Origin of the sequence: Klebsiella sp. HC6, assembly GCF_022605325.1 — a bacterium.
In the GTDB taxonomy this organism is placed as follows: Bacteria; Pseudomonadota; Gammaproteobacteria; order Enterobacterales; family Enterobacteriaceae; genus Klebsiella; species Klebsiella terrigena.
This window is the reverse complement of the sequence record NZ_CP093276.1, coordinates 5,747,583-5,763,301: the sequence shown is the minus strand read 5'-3', so window position 1 is coordinate 5,763,301 and position 15,719 is coordinate 5,747,583. Positions and strand designations below refer to the sequence as shown.

The window sequence follows — 15,719 nt, the reverse complement described above, 5'->3', positions numbered from 1 at the left end:
CAGTTCATCACAACCACACCGACGACGAATGGTGACGGTTTTTGTTGAAATACTGAAACCCGGTACTGGCTATGGTACGTCGGGTTTTTGAACATCAGGCGATATGTCTTGTACCTCTATATTGAGACACTGAAACAGAGACTGGATGCCATCAACCAACTGCGCGTAGATCGCGCGCTTGCTGCCATGGGACCCGCTTTTCAGCAGGTTTACAGTCTACTGCCGACATTACTACATTATCATCACCCGTTGATGCCGGGTTACCTTGACGGTAACGTTCCCCGAGGCATTTGCCTTTACACGCCTGATGAAACCCAACGCCACTACCTTGACGAGCTTGAGCTAAACCGCGGCATGCTGACGCAGGAGCCGCCGAAAGGCGAGCTGCCGATTACCGGCGTTTACTCCATGGGCAGCACCTCATCCGTCGGCCAAAGCTGCTCTTCCGACCTTGATATATGGGTTTGCCACCAGGCCTGGCTCGATACCGACGAACGCCAGCTGCTGCAGCGTAAATGCAGCCTGCTGGAGAGCTGGGCGGCGTCGCTGGGCGTGGAAGTCAGCTTCTTCCTGATCGATGAGAACCGCTTCCGCCATAACGAAAGCGGCAGCCTGGGCGGCGAAGACTGCGGCTCTACGCAGCATATCCTGCTGCTGGACGAATTCTACCGCACCGCCGTGCGCCTTGCCGGCAAGCGTATTCTGTGGAACATGGTGCCGTGCGACGAAGAAGAGCACTATGACGATTACGTCATGAGCCTCTACGCGCAGGGCGTGCTGACGCCGAACGAATGGCTGGATCTCGGCGGCCTGAGCTCGCTGTCGGCGGAAGAGTATTTCGGCGCCAGCCTGTGGCAGCTGTATAAAAGCATTGATTCGCCTTATAAGGCGGTGCTGAAAACGCTGCTGCTGGAAGCCTATTCCTGGGAATACCCCAATAACCGCCTGCTGGCGAAAGATATTAAACAGCGCCTGCACGACGGCGAGATCGTTTCCTTCGGTCTCGATCCCTACTGCATGATGCTGGAACGCGTCACGATCTACCTGCAGGCCATCGAGGACGAGACGCGCCTCGACCTGGTACGCCGATGTTTCTACCTCAAAGTGTGCGAAAAGCTGAGCCGCGAGCGCGCCTGCGTGGGCTGGCGTCGCGAGGTGGTGAGCCACCTGGTGAAAGAGTGGGGCTGGGATGAAAAGCGTCTGGCGATGCTGGACAACCGGGCCAACTGGAAGATCGACGAAGTACGCAAAGCGCACAACGAACTGCTTGATGCGATGATGCAGAGCTACCGCAACCTGATTCGTTTTGCGCGTCGCAACAACCTCAGCGTTTCCGCCAGCCCGCAGGATATTGGCGTGCTGACCCGCAAGCTGTACGCGGCGTTTGAAGCGCTGCCGGGGAAAGTGACCCTGGTGAACCCGCAGATATCACCGGATCTCTCCGAACCGAATCTGACCTTTATCCACGTGCCGCCGGGCCGCGCCAACCGCACCGGCTGGTACGTCTATAACCGCGCGCCGGATATGGAATCGATCGTTAGCCATCAGCCGCTGGAATATAACCGCTATCTGAACAAGCTGGTGGCATGGGCGTGGTTTAACGGCCTGCTGACGTCGCGCACCCGGCTGTTTATTAAGGGCAACGGCATTGTCGACCTGGCGAAGCTGCAGGAGATGGTGGCCGATGTTTCTCACCACTTCCCGCTGCGTCTGCCTTCGCCTACGCCGAAAGCGCTGTATAGCCCCTGCGAAATCCGCCATCTGGCGATTATCGTTAACCTTGAGTACGATCCGACCGCCGCGTTCCGCAATCAGGTGGTGCATTTTGACTTCCGCAAGCTGGACGTATTTAGCTTTGGCGAAGAGCAGAAGTGCCTGATAGGCAGCGTGGACCTGCTGTATCGCAACTCGTGGAACGAAGTGCGAACCCTGCACTTCAACGGCGAGCAGGCGATGATCGAAGCGCTGAAGACCATTCTGGGCAAAATGCACCAGGACGCCGCGCCGCCGGATAGCGTTGAAGTGTTCTGCTACAGCCAGCATCTGCGCGGGCTCATCCGCACCCGCGTGCAGCAGCTGGTCTCCGAGTGCGTTGAGCTACGCCTCTCCAGCACCCGTCAGGACACCGGCCGCTTCAAGGCGCTGCGCGTCTCAGGACAGACGTGGGGCCTGTTCTTTGAACGTCTTAACGTCTCGGTGCAGAAGCTGGAAAATGCCATTGAATTCTATGGCGCCATCTCGCACAACAAGCTGCACGGCCTGTCGGTTCAGGTAGAAACCAACCACGTCAGGCTGCCGCAGGTGGTGGATGGTTTTGCCAGCGAAGGGATTATTCAGTTCTTCTTTGAAGAGGCGGATAACGACAGCGGATTTAATATCTATATTCTCGACGAGAGCAACCGCGCCGAGGTTTACCATCACTGTGAAGGCAGTAAAGAGGAGCTGGTGCGCGACGTTAGCCGCTTCTACTCCTCATCGCACGATCGGTTCACCTACGGTTCCAGCTTTATCAACTTCAACCTGCCGCAGTTCTACCAGATCGTTGACGTTGACGGCCGGCCGCAGGTCATTCCTTTCCGTAGCCAGGCCATTGGCGCCGTGACGGCCCCGGTCAATCAGGATGCCGCGGCGTCGCCGATGCTCCAGCAGCACTACTCCTGATATCGCGTCCTGATATCGCCAGGTACTCCCCGGCTGCGCGAAGCGTACCGGGGATACCGATGAACGTAGCCAGCTAGCCCGCTTTAACGGAAGCTTACCGCTTCGCCTGCCTGATGCGTTGCCGCCTGCTCCAGCAGATCCCAGAAGGCTTCGCCGCTGCGATCGCAGATCCACTCATCGCCTTTGAGGTCAAAATGGTAGCCGCCCTGCTTGGTAGCCAGCCAGACCTGATGCAGCGGTTCCTGACGGTTAATAATGATTTTGCTGCCGTTTTCAAAGCTAATGGTCAGCACGCCGCCGTTAATTTCACAATCGATATCGCTATCGCCGTCCCACTCGTCCAGGCGCTCTTCGATAGTCATCCACAGGCTGTCAGCCAGGCGATGGAATTCACTGTCATTCATGGTTCTACCCTGCTTTTTTGAAGATGGCGGCAGTATAGCGCGAAACAAAAGCGCGCGCAGTCGGATGCTAAACGCTTGCTTTTACGTCTTCTCCTGCGATGATAGAAAGCAGAAAGAATGACTCACGGGCAACTATCAATGAAAAACGTTTTTCCTACGCTTGCCGTTCTGCTGGCGATCTTCAGCCTCACCGGCTGTGGTCTGAAGGGGCCGCTCTATTTCCCACCGGCGGATAAAACGGCGCCGCCGCCGACCAAACCGGTCGATAGCGGTATCCAGAGCGCGACGCCGGATCGTAACGATCGCGGCGATAGCGGTGGCCCGACCCAGGTAGACTACTGACGATACTCCCCGGGATGAACGGCCTGCCGTCCTCCTGAAACGCAAATTAGTTAGAGTACAGATGATGCAGTTTTCTAAAATGCATGGCCTGGGTAACGACTTTATGGTCGTTGACGCGGTAACACAGAACGTTTTTTTCTCTCCGGAGCTGATTCGCCGGCTGGCAGACAGGCATCTTGGCGTGGGCTTCGATCAGCTGCTGGTTGTCGAGCCGCCCTACGATCCGGATCTGGATTTTCATTACCGCATCTTTAACGCTGACGGCAGCGAAGTGTCGCAGTGCGGCAACGGCGCGCGCTGCTTTGCGCGGTTTGTACGTCTGAAAGGCCTGACCAATAAACGTGATATCCGCGTCAGCACGGCGAACGGTCGTATGGTATTAAGCGTAACGGAAGACGATCTGGTGCGCGTGAATATGGGCGAGCCGAACTTTGAGCCGTCCCAGGTTCCGTTCCGCGCAAACAAAGCGGAAAAGACCTATATTATGCGCGTCGCTGAGCAGACAGTATTGTGCGGCGTGGTCTCAATGGGGAACCCGCACTGCGTCATCCAGGTCGATGACGTGGAAACCGCGGCGGTGGAAACGCTTGGCCCGGTGATGGAAAGCCACGAACGCTTCCCGGAACGCGCGAATATCGGTTTTATGCAGATAGTCGAGCGTCATCGCATTCGCCTGCGGGTCTATGAACGCGGCGCGGGCGAGACCCAGGCCTGCGGCAGCGGCGCCTGCGCGGCGGTCGCGGTCGGTATCCAACAGGGGCTGCTGGCCGAGGAAGTGCGCGTGGAATTACCAGGCGGGCGTCTTGATATCGCCTGGAAAGGCCCGGGCCAACCGTTGTTTATGACTGGCCCGGCGGCACACGTCTACGACGGATTTATTCATCTATGAAACAACTCGGGGAAGAACAGCAGGATACGATCGGCGCGCTGGATGACCGCGCGGTGGTGGACTATCTGTTGCAACATCCTGAATTCTTTATTCGTAATGCTGCTCTTGTGGAGCACATGCAGGTTCCTCACCCGGTTCGGGGGACGGTTTCGCTGGTCGAGTGGCATATGGCCCGCGCGCGTAATCATATCAACGTGCTGGAAGAGAACATGACGCTGCTGATGGAGCAGGCGACGGCCAACGAAAGCCTGTTCCAGCGGCTCTTTCATCTGCAGACGCGGCTGGCGGCGGCAGACAGCCTCGATGAGATGCTCAATCGCTTTCATCGCTGGGCCCGCGAGCTCGGCCTGGCCGGCGCGACGGTGCGCCTGTTCCCCGACAGCTGGCGGCTCGGCGTGCCCTCAAAATTCACCCACCTGGCGCTGACCAGACAGGCCTTTGAACCCGTGCGAATTCAGCGTCTCAGGCAGGAGCGCCACTACCTCGGCCCGCTGAACGGGCCGGAGCTGCTGGTGGTGCTGCCGGAAGCGAAAGCCATCGGTTCGGTGGCGATGTCGCTGCTGGGCGGCGATGATGCGCCCGGCGTTATGCTGTTCAGCAGCCGCGATGCGCAGCACTATCAGCAGGGACAGGGCACGCAGCTGCTGCAGGAAATAGCCCAGATGCTGCCAGGACTGCTGGAGCGCTGGGTTGAACGCGCATGACCGACTCTCCTCTGTTTGCCGCCGTCGCCCGTTTCCTGCGCTATCTTGGCGTGGAGCGTCAGCTTAGCCCGATTACGCTGCTTAACTACCGACGCCAGCTTGATGCGCTGATCGCGCTTGCTGAAAGCGCTGGCTTGAAAAGCTGGCAGCAGTGCGATGCGGCCCAGGTGCGCGGGCTGGCGGTGCGGAGTCGAAAACAGGGGCTGGGCCCGGCAAGCCTGGCGCTGCGCCTCTCGGCGCTGCGCAGCTTCTTTGACTGGCTGGTGGCGCAGGGCGAGCTGACCGCCAACCCGGCAAAGGGGATTTCGGCGCCTAAAATACCGCGCCATTTACCGAAAAATATCGACGTTGATGACGTGAACCGGCTGCTGGATATCGATCTGAACGATCCGCTGGCGGTACGCGACCGGGCGATGCTGGAAGTGATGTACGGCGCGGGCCTGCGTCTTTCTGAGCTGGTGAACCTCGACATTAAGCACCTCGACCTGGAGTCAGGAGAGGTGTGGGTGATGGGGAAAGGCAGTAAAGAGCGTCGGCTGCCGATTGGCCGCAGCGCGGTAGCGTGGATCGAGCACTGGCTGGATCTACGCGGGCTGTTCGGCACCGATGACGACGCGCTGTTTTTGTCGAAGCTCGGCAAACGCATCTCCGCGCGCAATGTTCAAAAGCGTTTTGCCGAGTGGGGAATTAAGCAGGGGCTGAACAGCCACGTTCATCCGCACAAGCTGCGCCACTCCTTTGCCACGCATATGCTGGAATCGAGCGGCGATCTGCGCGGCGTGCAGGAGCTGCTGGGCCATGCCAACCTCTCCACCACCCAAATTTATACCCATCTTGACTTTCAACACCTTGCCTCGGTGTACGATGCGGCGCATCCGCGCGCCAAACGGGGGAAATAATGCGCTTTTACCGACCTCTGGGCCAGATTTCAGCCCTGACGTTTGACCTGGACGATACCCTTTATGACAACCGCCCGGTCATCGACCGGACGCTGCACGAGTCGCTGGCCTTCGTGCGCAACTACCATCCTTCGCTGAGCCAGTTCGACGCCCATCACCTGCAGCAGCTGCGCCAGACGCTGCTGGAGACCGAGCCGGATATTTACCACGACGTGACCGAATGGCGACGCCGGGCCCTGGTGCTGGGAATGATGAACGCCGGACTCTCTGCCGCGCAGGCCGAATCCGGCGCCGATGCGGCGATGGCGAACTTTGCCCACTGGCGCAGCCTGATTGACGTACCGCAGGAAACCCACGATACCCTGGCCGCGCTGGCGGAAAAATGGCCGCTGGTGGCGGTGACTAACGGCAATGCGCAGCCGGAACTATTCGGCCTGAGCGACTATTTCCGCTTTGTGCTGCGCGCCGGGCCTGACGGGCGTTCTAAGCCGTTTGCCGATATGTATCATCTGGCGGCGGAGCGCCTGGCGCTGCCGCTGGGGCAGATACTCCACGTCGGCGATGACCTGACCACCGACGTGGCGGGCTCCATCCGCTGCGGCATGCAGGCCTGCTGGATTAAGCCGCAGGGCGCTGACCTGATGCACACCACCGACAGCCGGCTGCTGCCGCACATTGAAATTTCGCGGTTGGCATCTCTGACCTCGCTGATATAATCACCATTAGTTCTGTATATATTAACAGTATGCCCGGTCGGCGAAGCGCTGCCGGGCGGCTCATTTCCGGCGGTGCCAATGGACGTTTCTTACCTGCTCGACAGCCTTAATGATAAACAGCGTGAAGCCGTCGCGGCCTCGCGTACCAATATGCTGGTTCTGGCTGGAGCGGGCAGCGGTAAGACCCGCGTACTGGTGCATCGCATTGCCTGGCTGATAAGCGTAGAGAACTGTTCGCCGTTCTCCATTATGGCGGTGACCTTTACCAACAAAGCGGCGGCGGAAATGCGCCATCGTATCGGCCAACTGATGGGCACCACCCAGGGCGGCATGTGGGTAGGCACCTTCCACGGCCTGGCGCACCGTCTGCTGCGCGCCCACCATCTTGATGCCAACCTGCCGCAGGATTTCCAGATCCTCGATAGCGAAGATCAGCTGCGCCTGCTGAAGCGTCTGATCAAAGCGATGAACCTCGACGAGAAGCAGTGGCCGCCGCGTCAGGCGATGTGGTACATCAACAGTCAAAAAGATGAGGGGCTGCGCCCGCACCATATCCAGAGCTACGGTAATCCGGTGGAGCAGACCTGGCAGAAGGTGTATCAGGCCTACCAGGAAGCCTGCGATCGCGCAGGGCTGGTGGATTTTGCCGAGCTGCTGCTGCGCGCGCACGAGCTGTGGCTCAACAAGCCGCATATTCTTCAGCACTACCGCGAACGCTTTACCAATATCCTCGTCGACGAATTCCAGGATACCAACAATATTCAGTATGCCTGGATCCGTCTGCTGGCGGGCGATAGCGGCAAGGTGATGATCGTCGGCGATGATGACCAGTCGATCTACGGCTGGCGCGGCGCGCAGGTTGAGAATATCCAGCGCTTCCTGACCGATTTCCCCGGCGCCGAGACCATTCGCCTGGAGCAGAACTACCGCTCAACCAACAATATCCTCAGCGCCGCCAACGCCCTGATTGAAAATAACAGCGGACGTCTGGGCAAGAAGCTGTGGACCGACGGCGCCGACGGCGAGCCGATCTCCCTGTACTGCGCCTTTAACGATCTCGACGAAGCGCGTTTCGTGGTTAACCGGATTAAAACCTGGCAGGAAAACGGCGGGGCGCTTGAGCAGTGCGCCATCCTTTACCGCAGCAACGCCCAGTCGCGCGTGATGGAAGAGGCGCTGCTGCAGGCCAGCATGCCGTACCGTATTTACGGCGGCATGCGCTTCTTCGAACGCCAGGAGATCAAAGATGCGCTCTCCTACCTGCGCCTGATTGCCAATCGCAACGATGACGCGGCGTTTGAGCGCGTGGTCAATACGCCGACCCGCGGCATCGGCGATCGCACCCTGGACGTGGTGCGTCAAACGTCGCGCGACCGCCAGCTGACGCTGTGGCAGGCGTGCCGCGAGCTGCTGAAAGATAAAGCCCTCGCGGGCCGCGCCGCCAGCGCCCTGCAGCGCTTTATGGAGCTGATCGACGCCCTGGCGCAGGAGACGGCGGATATGCCGCTGCACGTCCAGACCGACCGGGTGATTAAAGATTCCGGCCTGCGCATCATGTACGAGCAGGAGAAGGGCGAAAAAGGCCAGACGCGTATCGAGAACTTAGAAGAGCTGGTGACGGCAACGCGCCAGTTCAGCTACAACGATGAAGATGAGGATTTAATGCCGCTGCAGGCGTTCCTTTCTCACGCCGCGCTGGAGGCGGGCGAAGGGCAGGCTGATACCTGGCAGGATGCGGTACAGCTGATGACCCTGCACTCGGCGAAGGGTCTGGAGTTCCCGCAGGTGTTTATCGTCGGCGTGGAGGAGGGGATGTTCCCGAGCCAGATGGCGCTCGACGAGGGCGGGCGCCTGGAAGAGGAGCGCCGCCTTGCCTACGTGGGCGTAACCCGCGCGATGCAGAAGCTCACCCTGACCTACGCCGAAACCCGTCGCCTGTACGGCAAAGAGGTTTACCATCGTCCGTCGCGCTTCATCGGCGAGCTGCCGGAGACGTGCGTGGAAGAGGTGCGCCTGCGCGCCACGGTGAGCCGTCCGGTGAGCCATCAGCGGATGGGTACGCCGATGGCGGAGAACGATACCGGCTACAAACTGGGCCAGCGCGTGCGCCATCCGAAGTTCGGCGAAGGCACCATCGTCAATCTGGAAGGCAGCGGCGAGCATAGCCGTCTGCAGGTGGCTTTCCAGGGTCAGGGCATCAAATGGCTGGTGGCGGCCTATGCGCGGCTGGAAACAGTGTAACAGTAAGAAAAGTATCGTTTTTTTGTAATAATCTGCTAGCCTTATATGCTAAAGGGCAGGATTTGCTCTTTAGCGTTTCGTTGCGTGTTGACGCCGTTTTTGCGCTGGCGTAACATGCGCGCACGATTACGCTAAGAGGACATTCGCCTTGGACACACCCAGTAGATGCTGGCTCAACTTCCTGTCCGTCAGGAACAACTCCTAAGGCTATCCTCTTATGCTGATAGCCTTAGCGGTTGTCAGCGACCCGTCATACCCGTCGCTCTGAGTCAGGCTTAATGGTCTGAAACCCCTTTTGTTTCTGTGTGCCCACCGAACTGTCCGATAATTTTTTTGCATTGGGAGTCCCGGTCATGCTGAGCGCATTTCAACTGGAAAATAATCGTCTGACGCGCCTCGAAGCCGACGAGATCAAGCACCTTGCCAGCTCGGTGTGGGTCGATCTGGTCGAGCCTGACGATGAAGAACGTAGCCGCGTGCAGACGGAACTGGGTCAGAACCTGGCAACCCGTCCGGAGCTGGAAGATATCGAAGCGTCGGCGCGTTTCTTCGAAGATGAAGACGGTTTACACATTCACTCATTTTTCTTCTTTGAAGATGCAGAGGATCACGCCGGCAACTCCACGGTGGCGTTTACCATCCGCGAAGGGCGCCTTTTTACCCTGCGCGAGCGTGAGCTGCCCGCATTCCGTCTCTACCGCATGCGCGTGCGCAACCAGTCTATGGTTGATGGTAATGCCTATGAGCTGCTGCTCGATCTGTTCGAAACAAAAATCGAACAGCTGGCGGATGAGATTGAAAATATCTACAGCGACCTGGAAAAGCTGAGCCGGGTGATTATGGAAGGTCGGCAGGGCGACGAGTACGATGACGCGCTCTCTACCCTGGCGGAACAGGAAGATATCGGCTGGAAGGTGCGCCTGTGCCTGATGGATACCCAGCGGGCGCTGAACTTCCTCGTGCGTAAGGCGCGCCTGCCGGCGGGCCAGCTGGAGCAGGCGCGCGAGATCCTGCGAGATATCGAATCCCTGCTGCCGCATAACGAATCGCTGTTCCAGAAGGTGAACTTCCTGATGCAGGCGGCGATGGGCTTTATCAACATCGAGCAGAACCGCATCATCAAGATCTTCTCGGTGGTCTCCGTAGTCTTCCTGCCGCCAACCCTGGTGGCGTCAAGCTATGGGATGAACTTTGAGTTTATGCCCGAGCTGCACTGGAGCTTTGGTTATCCGGGGGCGATCGTCTTTATGATGCTGGCCGGCCTGGCGCCATATCTCTACTTTAAGCGTAAAAACTGGCTTTAAAACAATAAATTATATCAAAACCGGCCGCCTTATAAGGTGGCCGGTTTTTTTTCGCCTTTATGTCGGCCGCCGCGCCGGAGAACGGAAACAGGCTTTGATTATCGCGAGTGACTTAATTCTCTACGCATCATAAGTGTGGGCCATAAGTCACATAAAGGCTGAGGGATAATTGTTACCATCGCAATATTCCCGATAAAAAAAAGGTGAAATTTTATAATGAAAAGTATCTTTACACTCCCCTTCCTGGCGCTTGCCTGCCTTTCCGTTAATGCACAAGCTGTTGAAAAACTTGCTGGTAATGAAATTCTTGCGGTTCAAAAAGGCGGCGTTGCGGATAAAGTCTACGCCGAGAATTATCCTCAGCTGAAGATTGCGACCTATAACATCGGCAAGAATGAAGCGTCCGATAACGTGGCGGATTTTACTGCACTCAATTTAGCGATTAAGAACATCGGCGCCGATATTATTGCGGTTCCGGAAGTCGATAATAAAACCGCCAGAAGCCAGAAAATCGATCAGCTAAAAACCATCGCGAACGCTAACGGCTATCACTACGCCTTCGGCAAAGCGCTGGATTTCGACGGCGGTGAGTATGGTCTCGGTATTCTGTCCAAATATAAAATCGACCACACCCAGGTGATTAAGCTGCCGTCGGGGGATGCCGAGCAGCGAATCGCGCTGCTGGCGCAAATCGCCGTTCCCGGCTTTGACAGCCCGGTGCTGGTGATGGTGACCCATCTCGACTGGCAGAAGGATCCGACGATGCGCGTGGAGCAGGTTCGCCATCTTCTGGACGTGAGCATCGGCGATGCCCCATCCGACTTTAAAGATATCGCCTCATCGATCAAAATTCTCGCGGGTGATTTTAACTCCACGCACGATGAGCAGCCGTTAAAAGAGGTGGGTTATTTCTTTAACCCCGTGGTGAAGCAGGGGACGGATTACCGCACCTGGCCCGCGGTTAACCCGGCAATAGATATTGACCATATTTTTACCTTCAAGGGGCAAAAATGGAATGTGAAAAAAATCGAGGTGCCGCATAACTCGCCGGCCTTTGCCTGGTCATCCGCCAGCGATCATTTACCCCTGATTGCCGAGCTGGAGCTCACCGAGCAGTAAAAATAACGCGCCGGCCTCTGCGGATGAGAGGCCGGCGCGTGAGGCGGACGCGACGGCGCTAAGCCCGACGCAGCCGGCGCTGGGTGTACAGCGCATCGACGATAAACACCGCCAGCGCGACCCAGATAAAGGCGAAGGTGACCATCTTATCTGCCCCCGGAACTTCCCCGTAAAACAGCACCGCCAGCAGGAACATCAGCGTTGGGCCAATGTACTGGAAAAAGCCCAGCGTGGAGAGGCGCAGGCGGGTGGCCGCGCCGGTAAAGCACAGCAGCGGGATGGTGGTAACGACGCCGGCGGCCATCAGCAGCAGGTTCAGCGACCACGGGTTTTGGCCCATATGGCTGGTGGGGCTATCGGCAATACCGAACAGGTAAAGGGCGGCAACCGGCAGCAGCCACAGGGTTTCAAACAACATCCCGGTTTGGGCATCAACGGCAATCTTCTTACGCACCAGCCCGTAGAAGGCAAAGCTAAACGCCAGTCCGAGGCCAATTACCGGCAGCGAACCAAAGGTCCATAGCTGCACCAGCACCCCGCAGAGCGCCAGCAGCACCGCCAGCCACTGCATGCGGCGAAAACGCTCGCCGAGGAAAAGCATCCCCAGCACAATGTTGACCAGCGGGTTAATAAAGTAGCCGAGGCTGGCTTCCAGCATATGGTGGTTATTCACCGACCAGATGAAAAGCAGCCAGTTGCCGCCAATCAGCACCGCCGACAGCGCCAGCAGGAGCACCTTTTTCGGCGTCTGCAGCAGCTTTTTAACCTGCGGCCACTGGCGGCTAAAGCTAATAAGCGCCAGCATAAAGAAGAAGGACCAGATCACGCGGTGAGTCAGAATTTCATCTGCGGGAACGTAGTAGATAAGCTTGAAATATGCGGGTGCAATACCCCAGATAAAATAGGCGGCAAGAGCCAGAATAACGCCAAGCCGCGTTTGTTTTGCATCCATCGGTAAAATCCGTTACGCCAAAACAGCGATGTTACTCGATTTACGCCGATCAACCCACCATATACGTCGCCGTGGCGCTGGCGATATAAACCTGATCTTCGTTATGTAATTCTACGCGGGCGACCGCCACTTTATTCCCGGCGCGCAGCAGGCTGCTGGTGGCGGTGAAGTGCTCTCCGCGGCCCGGTCGCAGGTAGTCGACGCGCAGATCGATGGTGCCCATACGCGACAGGCGCTGGCGCAGCTCTTCTTCGTTGATGGTCTCATGGCGGGTCAGCGTACTGCCGACGCACACCAGGCCGGCGGCAACGTCCAGCGCCGAGGCGATCACGCCGCCGTGCAGAATGCTTTGCGCCCAGTTGCCGACCATCATAGGCTGGTTTTTAAAGCTCAGCTGGGCGAACTCTTTTTCGTAACGCTCCAGCTTCAGGCCTAAGGCGCGGTTAAACGGCATATGGTTGACAAAAATTTCGCCCACCAGCTTTAGGGCGGCTTCGGAAGTGAGTTCAGACATAGCAGGCGTATCCATTCGTTAATGAGATGTTGATTTTATGCCTCTAAAATATTGATTTCCACTTTCGGAACGGATAACCGAGCAGGGAGTCCATAAACAGGTAAAATGAGCCCGGTGTAAAATAGAAATAAAAATCACTCTTTCAGGAGAACAGTAATGCGTATCTCTTTGGCCTGGCTGCTGGCGCTGTTTGCGCTCCCGGCCGGCGTTTTGGCGCAGGACGTGCCGATTAATCATCAGGTCCACGATACGCCCGCGGTGCGCGGCAGCATTATCGCTAACCTGCTGCAGGATCATGATAATCCGTTCCTGCTCTATCCCTATGAGAGCAACTACTTGCTCTATACGTGGAGCAGCGATATCAACAAGGAAGCGATCTCCAGCTATGACTGGGCCGAAAATGCCCGCAAGGATGAGGTGAAATTCCAGCTCAGCCTCGCCTTCCCGCTGTGGCGGGGGATCCTCGGCGATAATTCGCTGCTCGGTGCCTCCTATACGCAGAAATCCTGGTGGCAGCTCTCAAACAGCAAGGAGTCTGCGCCATTTCGCGAAACGAACTATGAGCCGCAGCTGTTCCTCGGCTTTGCGACGGATTATCGGCTCGCCGGCTGGACGCTGCGCGATATTGAGGTAGGCTATAACCACGACTCCAACGGCCGCTCCGATCCCACCTCCCGCAGCTGGAATCGCCTGTATACCCGCCTGATGGCGCAAAACGGCAACTGGCTGGTGGAAGTGAAGCCCTGGTACGTTATCGGCAGCACCGATGATAATCCGGACATCACCAAATATATGGGCTATTACCGGCTGAAAGTTGGCTATCAGCTAGGCGATGCCATACTCAGCGCGCAGGGGCAATATAACTGGAATACCGGCTACGGCGGCGCAGAGGTTGGCGTTAGCTATCCGATTACCCGCCACGTGCGTTTTTATACTCAGGTCTACAGCGGCTATGGCGAGTCGCTCATCGACTATAACTTTAACCAGACGCGCGTCGGCGTCGGCGTGACGCTCAACGATCTGTTTTAATCGTTGCACTCTGGCTCACGGGCGCTGAAAATAGCGCCTGTTTTTCTTTTCAGGCAGACGGGGTCAATGTGGCACAGGCGGAAGTATTGAATCAAACGTTGCTGGCAAAGCAGGTTTTACAGGAAACCTTCGGCTACCAGCAGTTCCGCCCGGGTCAGGAAACCATTATCGACACGGCGTTGGAAGGGCGTGATTGCCTGGTCGTGATGCCAACCGGCGGCGGCAAATCGCTGTGCTATCAGGTGCCGGCGCTGGTGCTGGGCGGCCTGACGGTGGTGGTATCGCCGCTGATCTCGCTGATGAAAGATCAGGTCGATCAGCTGCTGGCGAACGGCGTGTCGGCGGCCTGCCTGAACTCAACCCAGAGCCGCGAGCAGCAGCAGGAAGTGATGGCCGGCTGCCGCAGCGGACAGATTCGCCTGCTCTATATCGCCCCTGAACGCCTGATGCTGGATAATTTCCTCGAGCATCTCAGCCACTGGAACTTGTCGATGCTGGCGGTGGATGAGGCGCACTGCATTTCCCAGTGGGGGCATGATTTCCGTCCGGAATACGCCGCCCTGGGGCAGCTGCGTCAGCGGATGCCGCAAATCCCGTTTATGGCGCTGACCGCCACCGCCGATGACACCACCCGTCGCGATATCGTTCGCCTGCTGGGGCTGAACGACCCGCTGATTCAGGTCAGCAGCTTCGATCGCCCCAACATCCGCTATATGCTGATGGAAAAATTTAAGCCCCTGGACCAGCTGATGCGCTACGTGCAGGACCAGCGGGGCAAGTCGGGCATTATTTACTGCAACAGCCGCTCGAAAGTAGAAGATACCGCCGCGCGCCTGCAAAGCCGCGGCGTCAGCGCGGCAGCCTACCACGCCGGGCTGGAGCATCAGGTTCGTGCCGATGTGCAGGAGAAGTTCCAGCGCGATGACCTACAAATCGTGGTGGCGACGGTGGCCTTCGGAATGGGCATCAATAAGCCGAACGTCCGCTTTGTGGTGCATTTTGATATTCCCCGTAACATTGAGTCCTACTATCAGGAAACCGGCCGCGCCGGGCGCGATGGCCTGCCGGCGGAGGCAATGCTGTTTTACGATCCGGCCGATATGGCGTGGCTGCGCCGCTGCCTTGAGGAGAAGCCCGCCGGCCCGCTGCTGGATATTGAACGCCATAAGCTGAACGCCATGGGGGCCTTTGCCGAGGCGCAGACCTGCCGCCGCCTGGTGCTGCTGAACTATTTTGGCGAAGGGCGTCAGGAGCCGTGCGGCAACTGCGATATCTGCCTTGACCCGCCGAAGCAGTACGACGCGTTAATGGATGCGCGCAAGGCGCTGTCGACGATTTATCGCGTCAACCAGCGGTTCGGGATGGGCTACGTGGTGGAGGTTCTGCGCGGCGCCAATAACCAGCGTATTCGCGATATGGCCCACGATAAGCTGCCGGTTTACGGTATTGGTCGCGATCAGAGCCACGAGCACTGGGTGAGCGTGATTCGCCAGCTGATCCACCTCGGGCTGGTGACGCAGAATATCGCCCAGCACTCGGCGCTGCAGCTCACCGAAGCCGCTCGCCCGGTACTGCGCGGCGAAGTTCCGCTACAGCTGGCGGTGCCGCGGATCGTGGCGCTGAAGCCAAAAGCGATGCAAAAATCATTCGGCGGCAACTACGATCGCAAGCTGTTTGCCAAGCTGCGCAAGCTGCGTAAAGCCATTGCCGACGAAGAGAATATCCCGCCCTACGTCGTGTTTAACGATGCGACGCTGATCGAAATGGCCGAGCAATCGCCAATTACCGCCGGCGAGATGCTCAGCGTCAACGGCGTCGGTACGCGCAAGCTGGAGCGCTTCGGCAAAGAGTTTATGGCGCTGATCCGCGCGCATATTGATGGTGAAGAGGAGTAGTCAGGCGGGCGAAAAGGTGTCAGGATATCCTCTTCATCCTTCAAGCTGCT

General features: G+C 57.9%; 15 protein-coding genes. 12 read left to right on the top strand and 3 right to left on the bottom strand.

Annotated elements, in window-relative coordinates:
- Positions 1–108: 108 nt before the first annotated feature.
- Complete coding sequence (cyaA, locus tag MMW58_RS27735) at positions 109–2,661, top strand: class I adenylate cyclase (protein ID WP_045853607.1); 2,553 nt, start codon at positions 109–111, stop codon at positions 2,659–2,661.
- Between the two features lie 83 nt (positions 2,662–2,744).
- On the opposite strand, the gene cyaY is transcribed toward cyaA, so the two are convergent.
- Positions 2,745–3,065 carry an iron donor protein CyaY gene (gene cyaY / locus MMW58_RS27730; RefSeq protein WP_133601423.1) on the bottom strand — a complete coding sequence of 107 codons (321 nt, stop codon included), beginning with the start codon at positions 3,063–3,065 and terminating at the stop codon, positions 2,745–2,747.
- A gap of 138 nt (positions 3,066–3,203) precedes the next feature.
- Between cyaY and lptM the strand changes: the two genes are divergently transcribed.
- The 9 genes from lptM (at position 3,204) to MMW58_RS27690 (ending at position 11,279) form a co-directional block, all read left to right on the top strand.
- Positions 3,204–3,407, top strand: coding sequence for an LPS translocon maturation chaperone LptM (gene lptM / locus MMW58_RS27725; protein WP_041143491.1), 204 nt, complete (start codon positions 3,204–3,206; stop codon positions 3,405–3,407).
- Between the two features lie 64 nt (positions 3,408–3,471).
- Entirely contained in the window at positions 3,472–4,296 is an 825-nt protein-coding gene (gene dapF / locus MMW58_RS27720) for a diaminopimelate epimerase (protein ID WP_123710446.1), read from the top strand.
- On the top strand, positions 4,293–5,000 hold the full coding sequence (locus MMW58_RS27715) for a DUF484 domain-containing protein (protein ID WP_241722510.1): 708 nt from the start codon (positions 4,293–4,295) through the stop codon (positions 4,998–5,000). The genes dapF and MMW58_RS27715 overlap by 4 nt, the downstream gene beginning before the upstream one ends.
- Complete coding sequence (xerC, locus tag MMW58_RS27710) at positions 4,997–5,899, top strand: tyrosine recombinase XerC (protein WP_133601421.1); 903 nt, start codon at positions 4,997–4,999, stop codon at positions 5,897–5,899. Before MMW58_RS27715 ends, xerC begins: the two co-directional genes overlap by 4 nt.
- Entirely contained in the window at positions 5,899–6,615 is a 717-nt protein-coding gene (gene yigB / locus MMW58_RS27705; RefSeq protein ID WP_241722509.1) for a 5-amino-6-(5-phospho-D-ribitylamino)uracil phosphatase YigB, read from the top strand. Before xerC ends, yigB begins: the two co-directional genes overlap by 1 nt.
- Positions 6,616–6,693: 78 nt before the next feature.
- Positions 6,694–8,856 carry a DNA helicase II gene (uvrD, locus tag MMW58_RS27700; protein WP_241722508.1) on the top strand — a complete coding sequence of 721 codons (2,163 nt, stop codon included), beginning with the start codon at positions 6,694–6,696 and terminating at the stop codon, positions 8,854–8,856.
- A gap of 148 nt (positions 8,857–9,004) precedes the next feature.
- Positions 9,005–9,061 carry a YsgD/CorL family protein gene (gene ysgD / locus MMW58_RS30385; RefSeq protein ID WP_350028775.1) on the top strand — a complete coding sequence of 19 codons (57 nt, stop codon included), beginning with the start codon at positions 9,005–9,007 and terminating at the stop codon, positions 9,059–9,061.
- A 148-nt stretch (positions 9,062–9,209) separates the two neighbouring features.
- Positions 9,210–10,160 (top strand): magnesium/cobalt transporter CorA, encoded by a 951-nt coding sequence (corA, locus tag MMW58_RS27695; protein WP_041143496.1) that lies wholly within the window; start codon positions 9,210–9,212, stop codon positions 10,158–10,160.
- Between the two features lie 216 nt (positions 10,161–10,376).
- Positions 10,377–11,279 (top strand): endonuclease/exonuclease/phosphatase family protein, encoded by a 903-nt coding sequence (locus MMW58_RS27690; RefSeq protein ID WP_241722507.1) that lies wholly within the window; start codon positions 10,377–10,379, stop codon positions 11,277–11,279.
- A 58-nt stretch (positions 11,280–11,337) separates the two neighbouring features.
- Here MMW58_RS27690 and rarD read toward each other — a convergent pair whose 3' ends face one another.
- Both rarD and yigI read right to left on the bottom strand, forming a co-directional pair.
- Positions 11,338–12,231, bottom strand: coding sequence for an EamA family transporter RarD (gene rarD, locus MMW58_RS27685; protein ID WP_133601417.1), 894 nt, complete (start codon positions 12,229–12,231; stop codon positions 11,338–11,340).
- A gap of 49 nt (positions 12,232–12,280) precedes the next feature.
- Positions 12,281–12,745 carry an acyl-CoA thioesterase YigI gene (gene yigI, locus MMW58_RS27680; RefSeq protein WP_041143499.1) on the bottom strand — a complete coding sequence of 155 codons (465 nt, stop codon included), beginning with the start codon at positions 12,743–12,745 and terminating at the stop codon, positions 12,281–12,283.
- 156 nt (positions 12,746–12,901) lie between these two features.
- Between yigI and pldA the strand changes: the two genes are divergently transcribed.
- Positions 12,902–13,774, top strand: a complete 873-nt coding sequence (gene pldA / locus MMW58_RS27675) for a phospholipase A (RefSeq protein ID WP_133601416.1) — start codon at positions 12,902–12,904, stop codon at positions 13,772–13,774.
- A gap of 68 nt (positions 13,775–13,842) precedes the next feature.
- Positions 13,843–15,669 (top strand): ATP-dependent DNA helicase RecQ, encoded by a 1,827-nt coding sequence (recQ, locus tag MMW58_RS27670; protein WP_123710424.1) that lies wholly within the window; start codon positions 13,843–13,845, stop codon positions 15,667–15,669.
- The last annotated feature ends 50 nt before the right edge of the window (positions 15,670–15,719 follow it).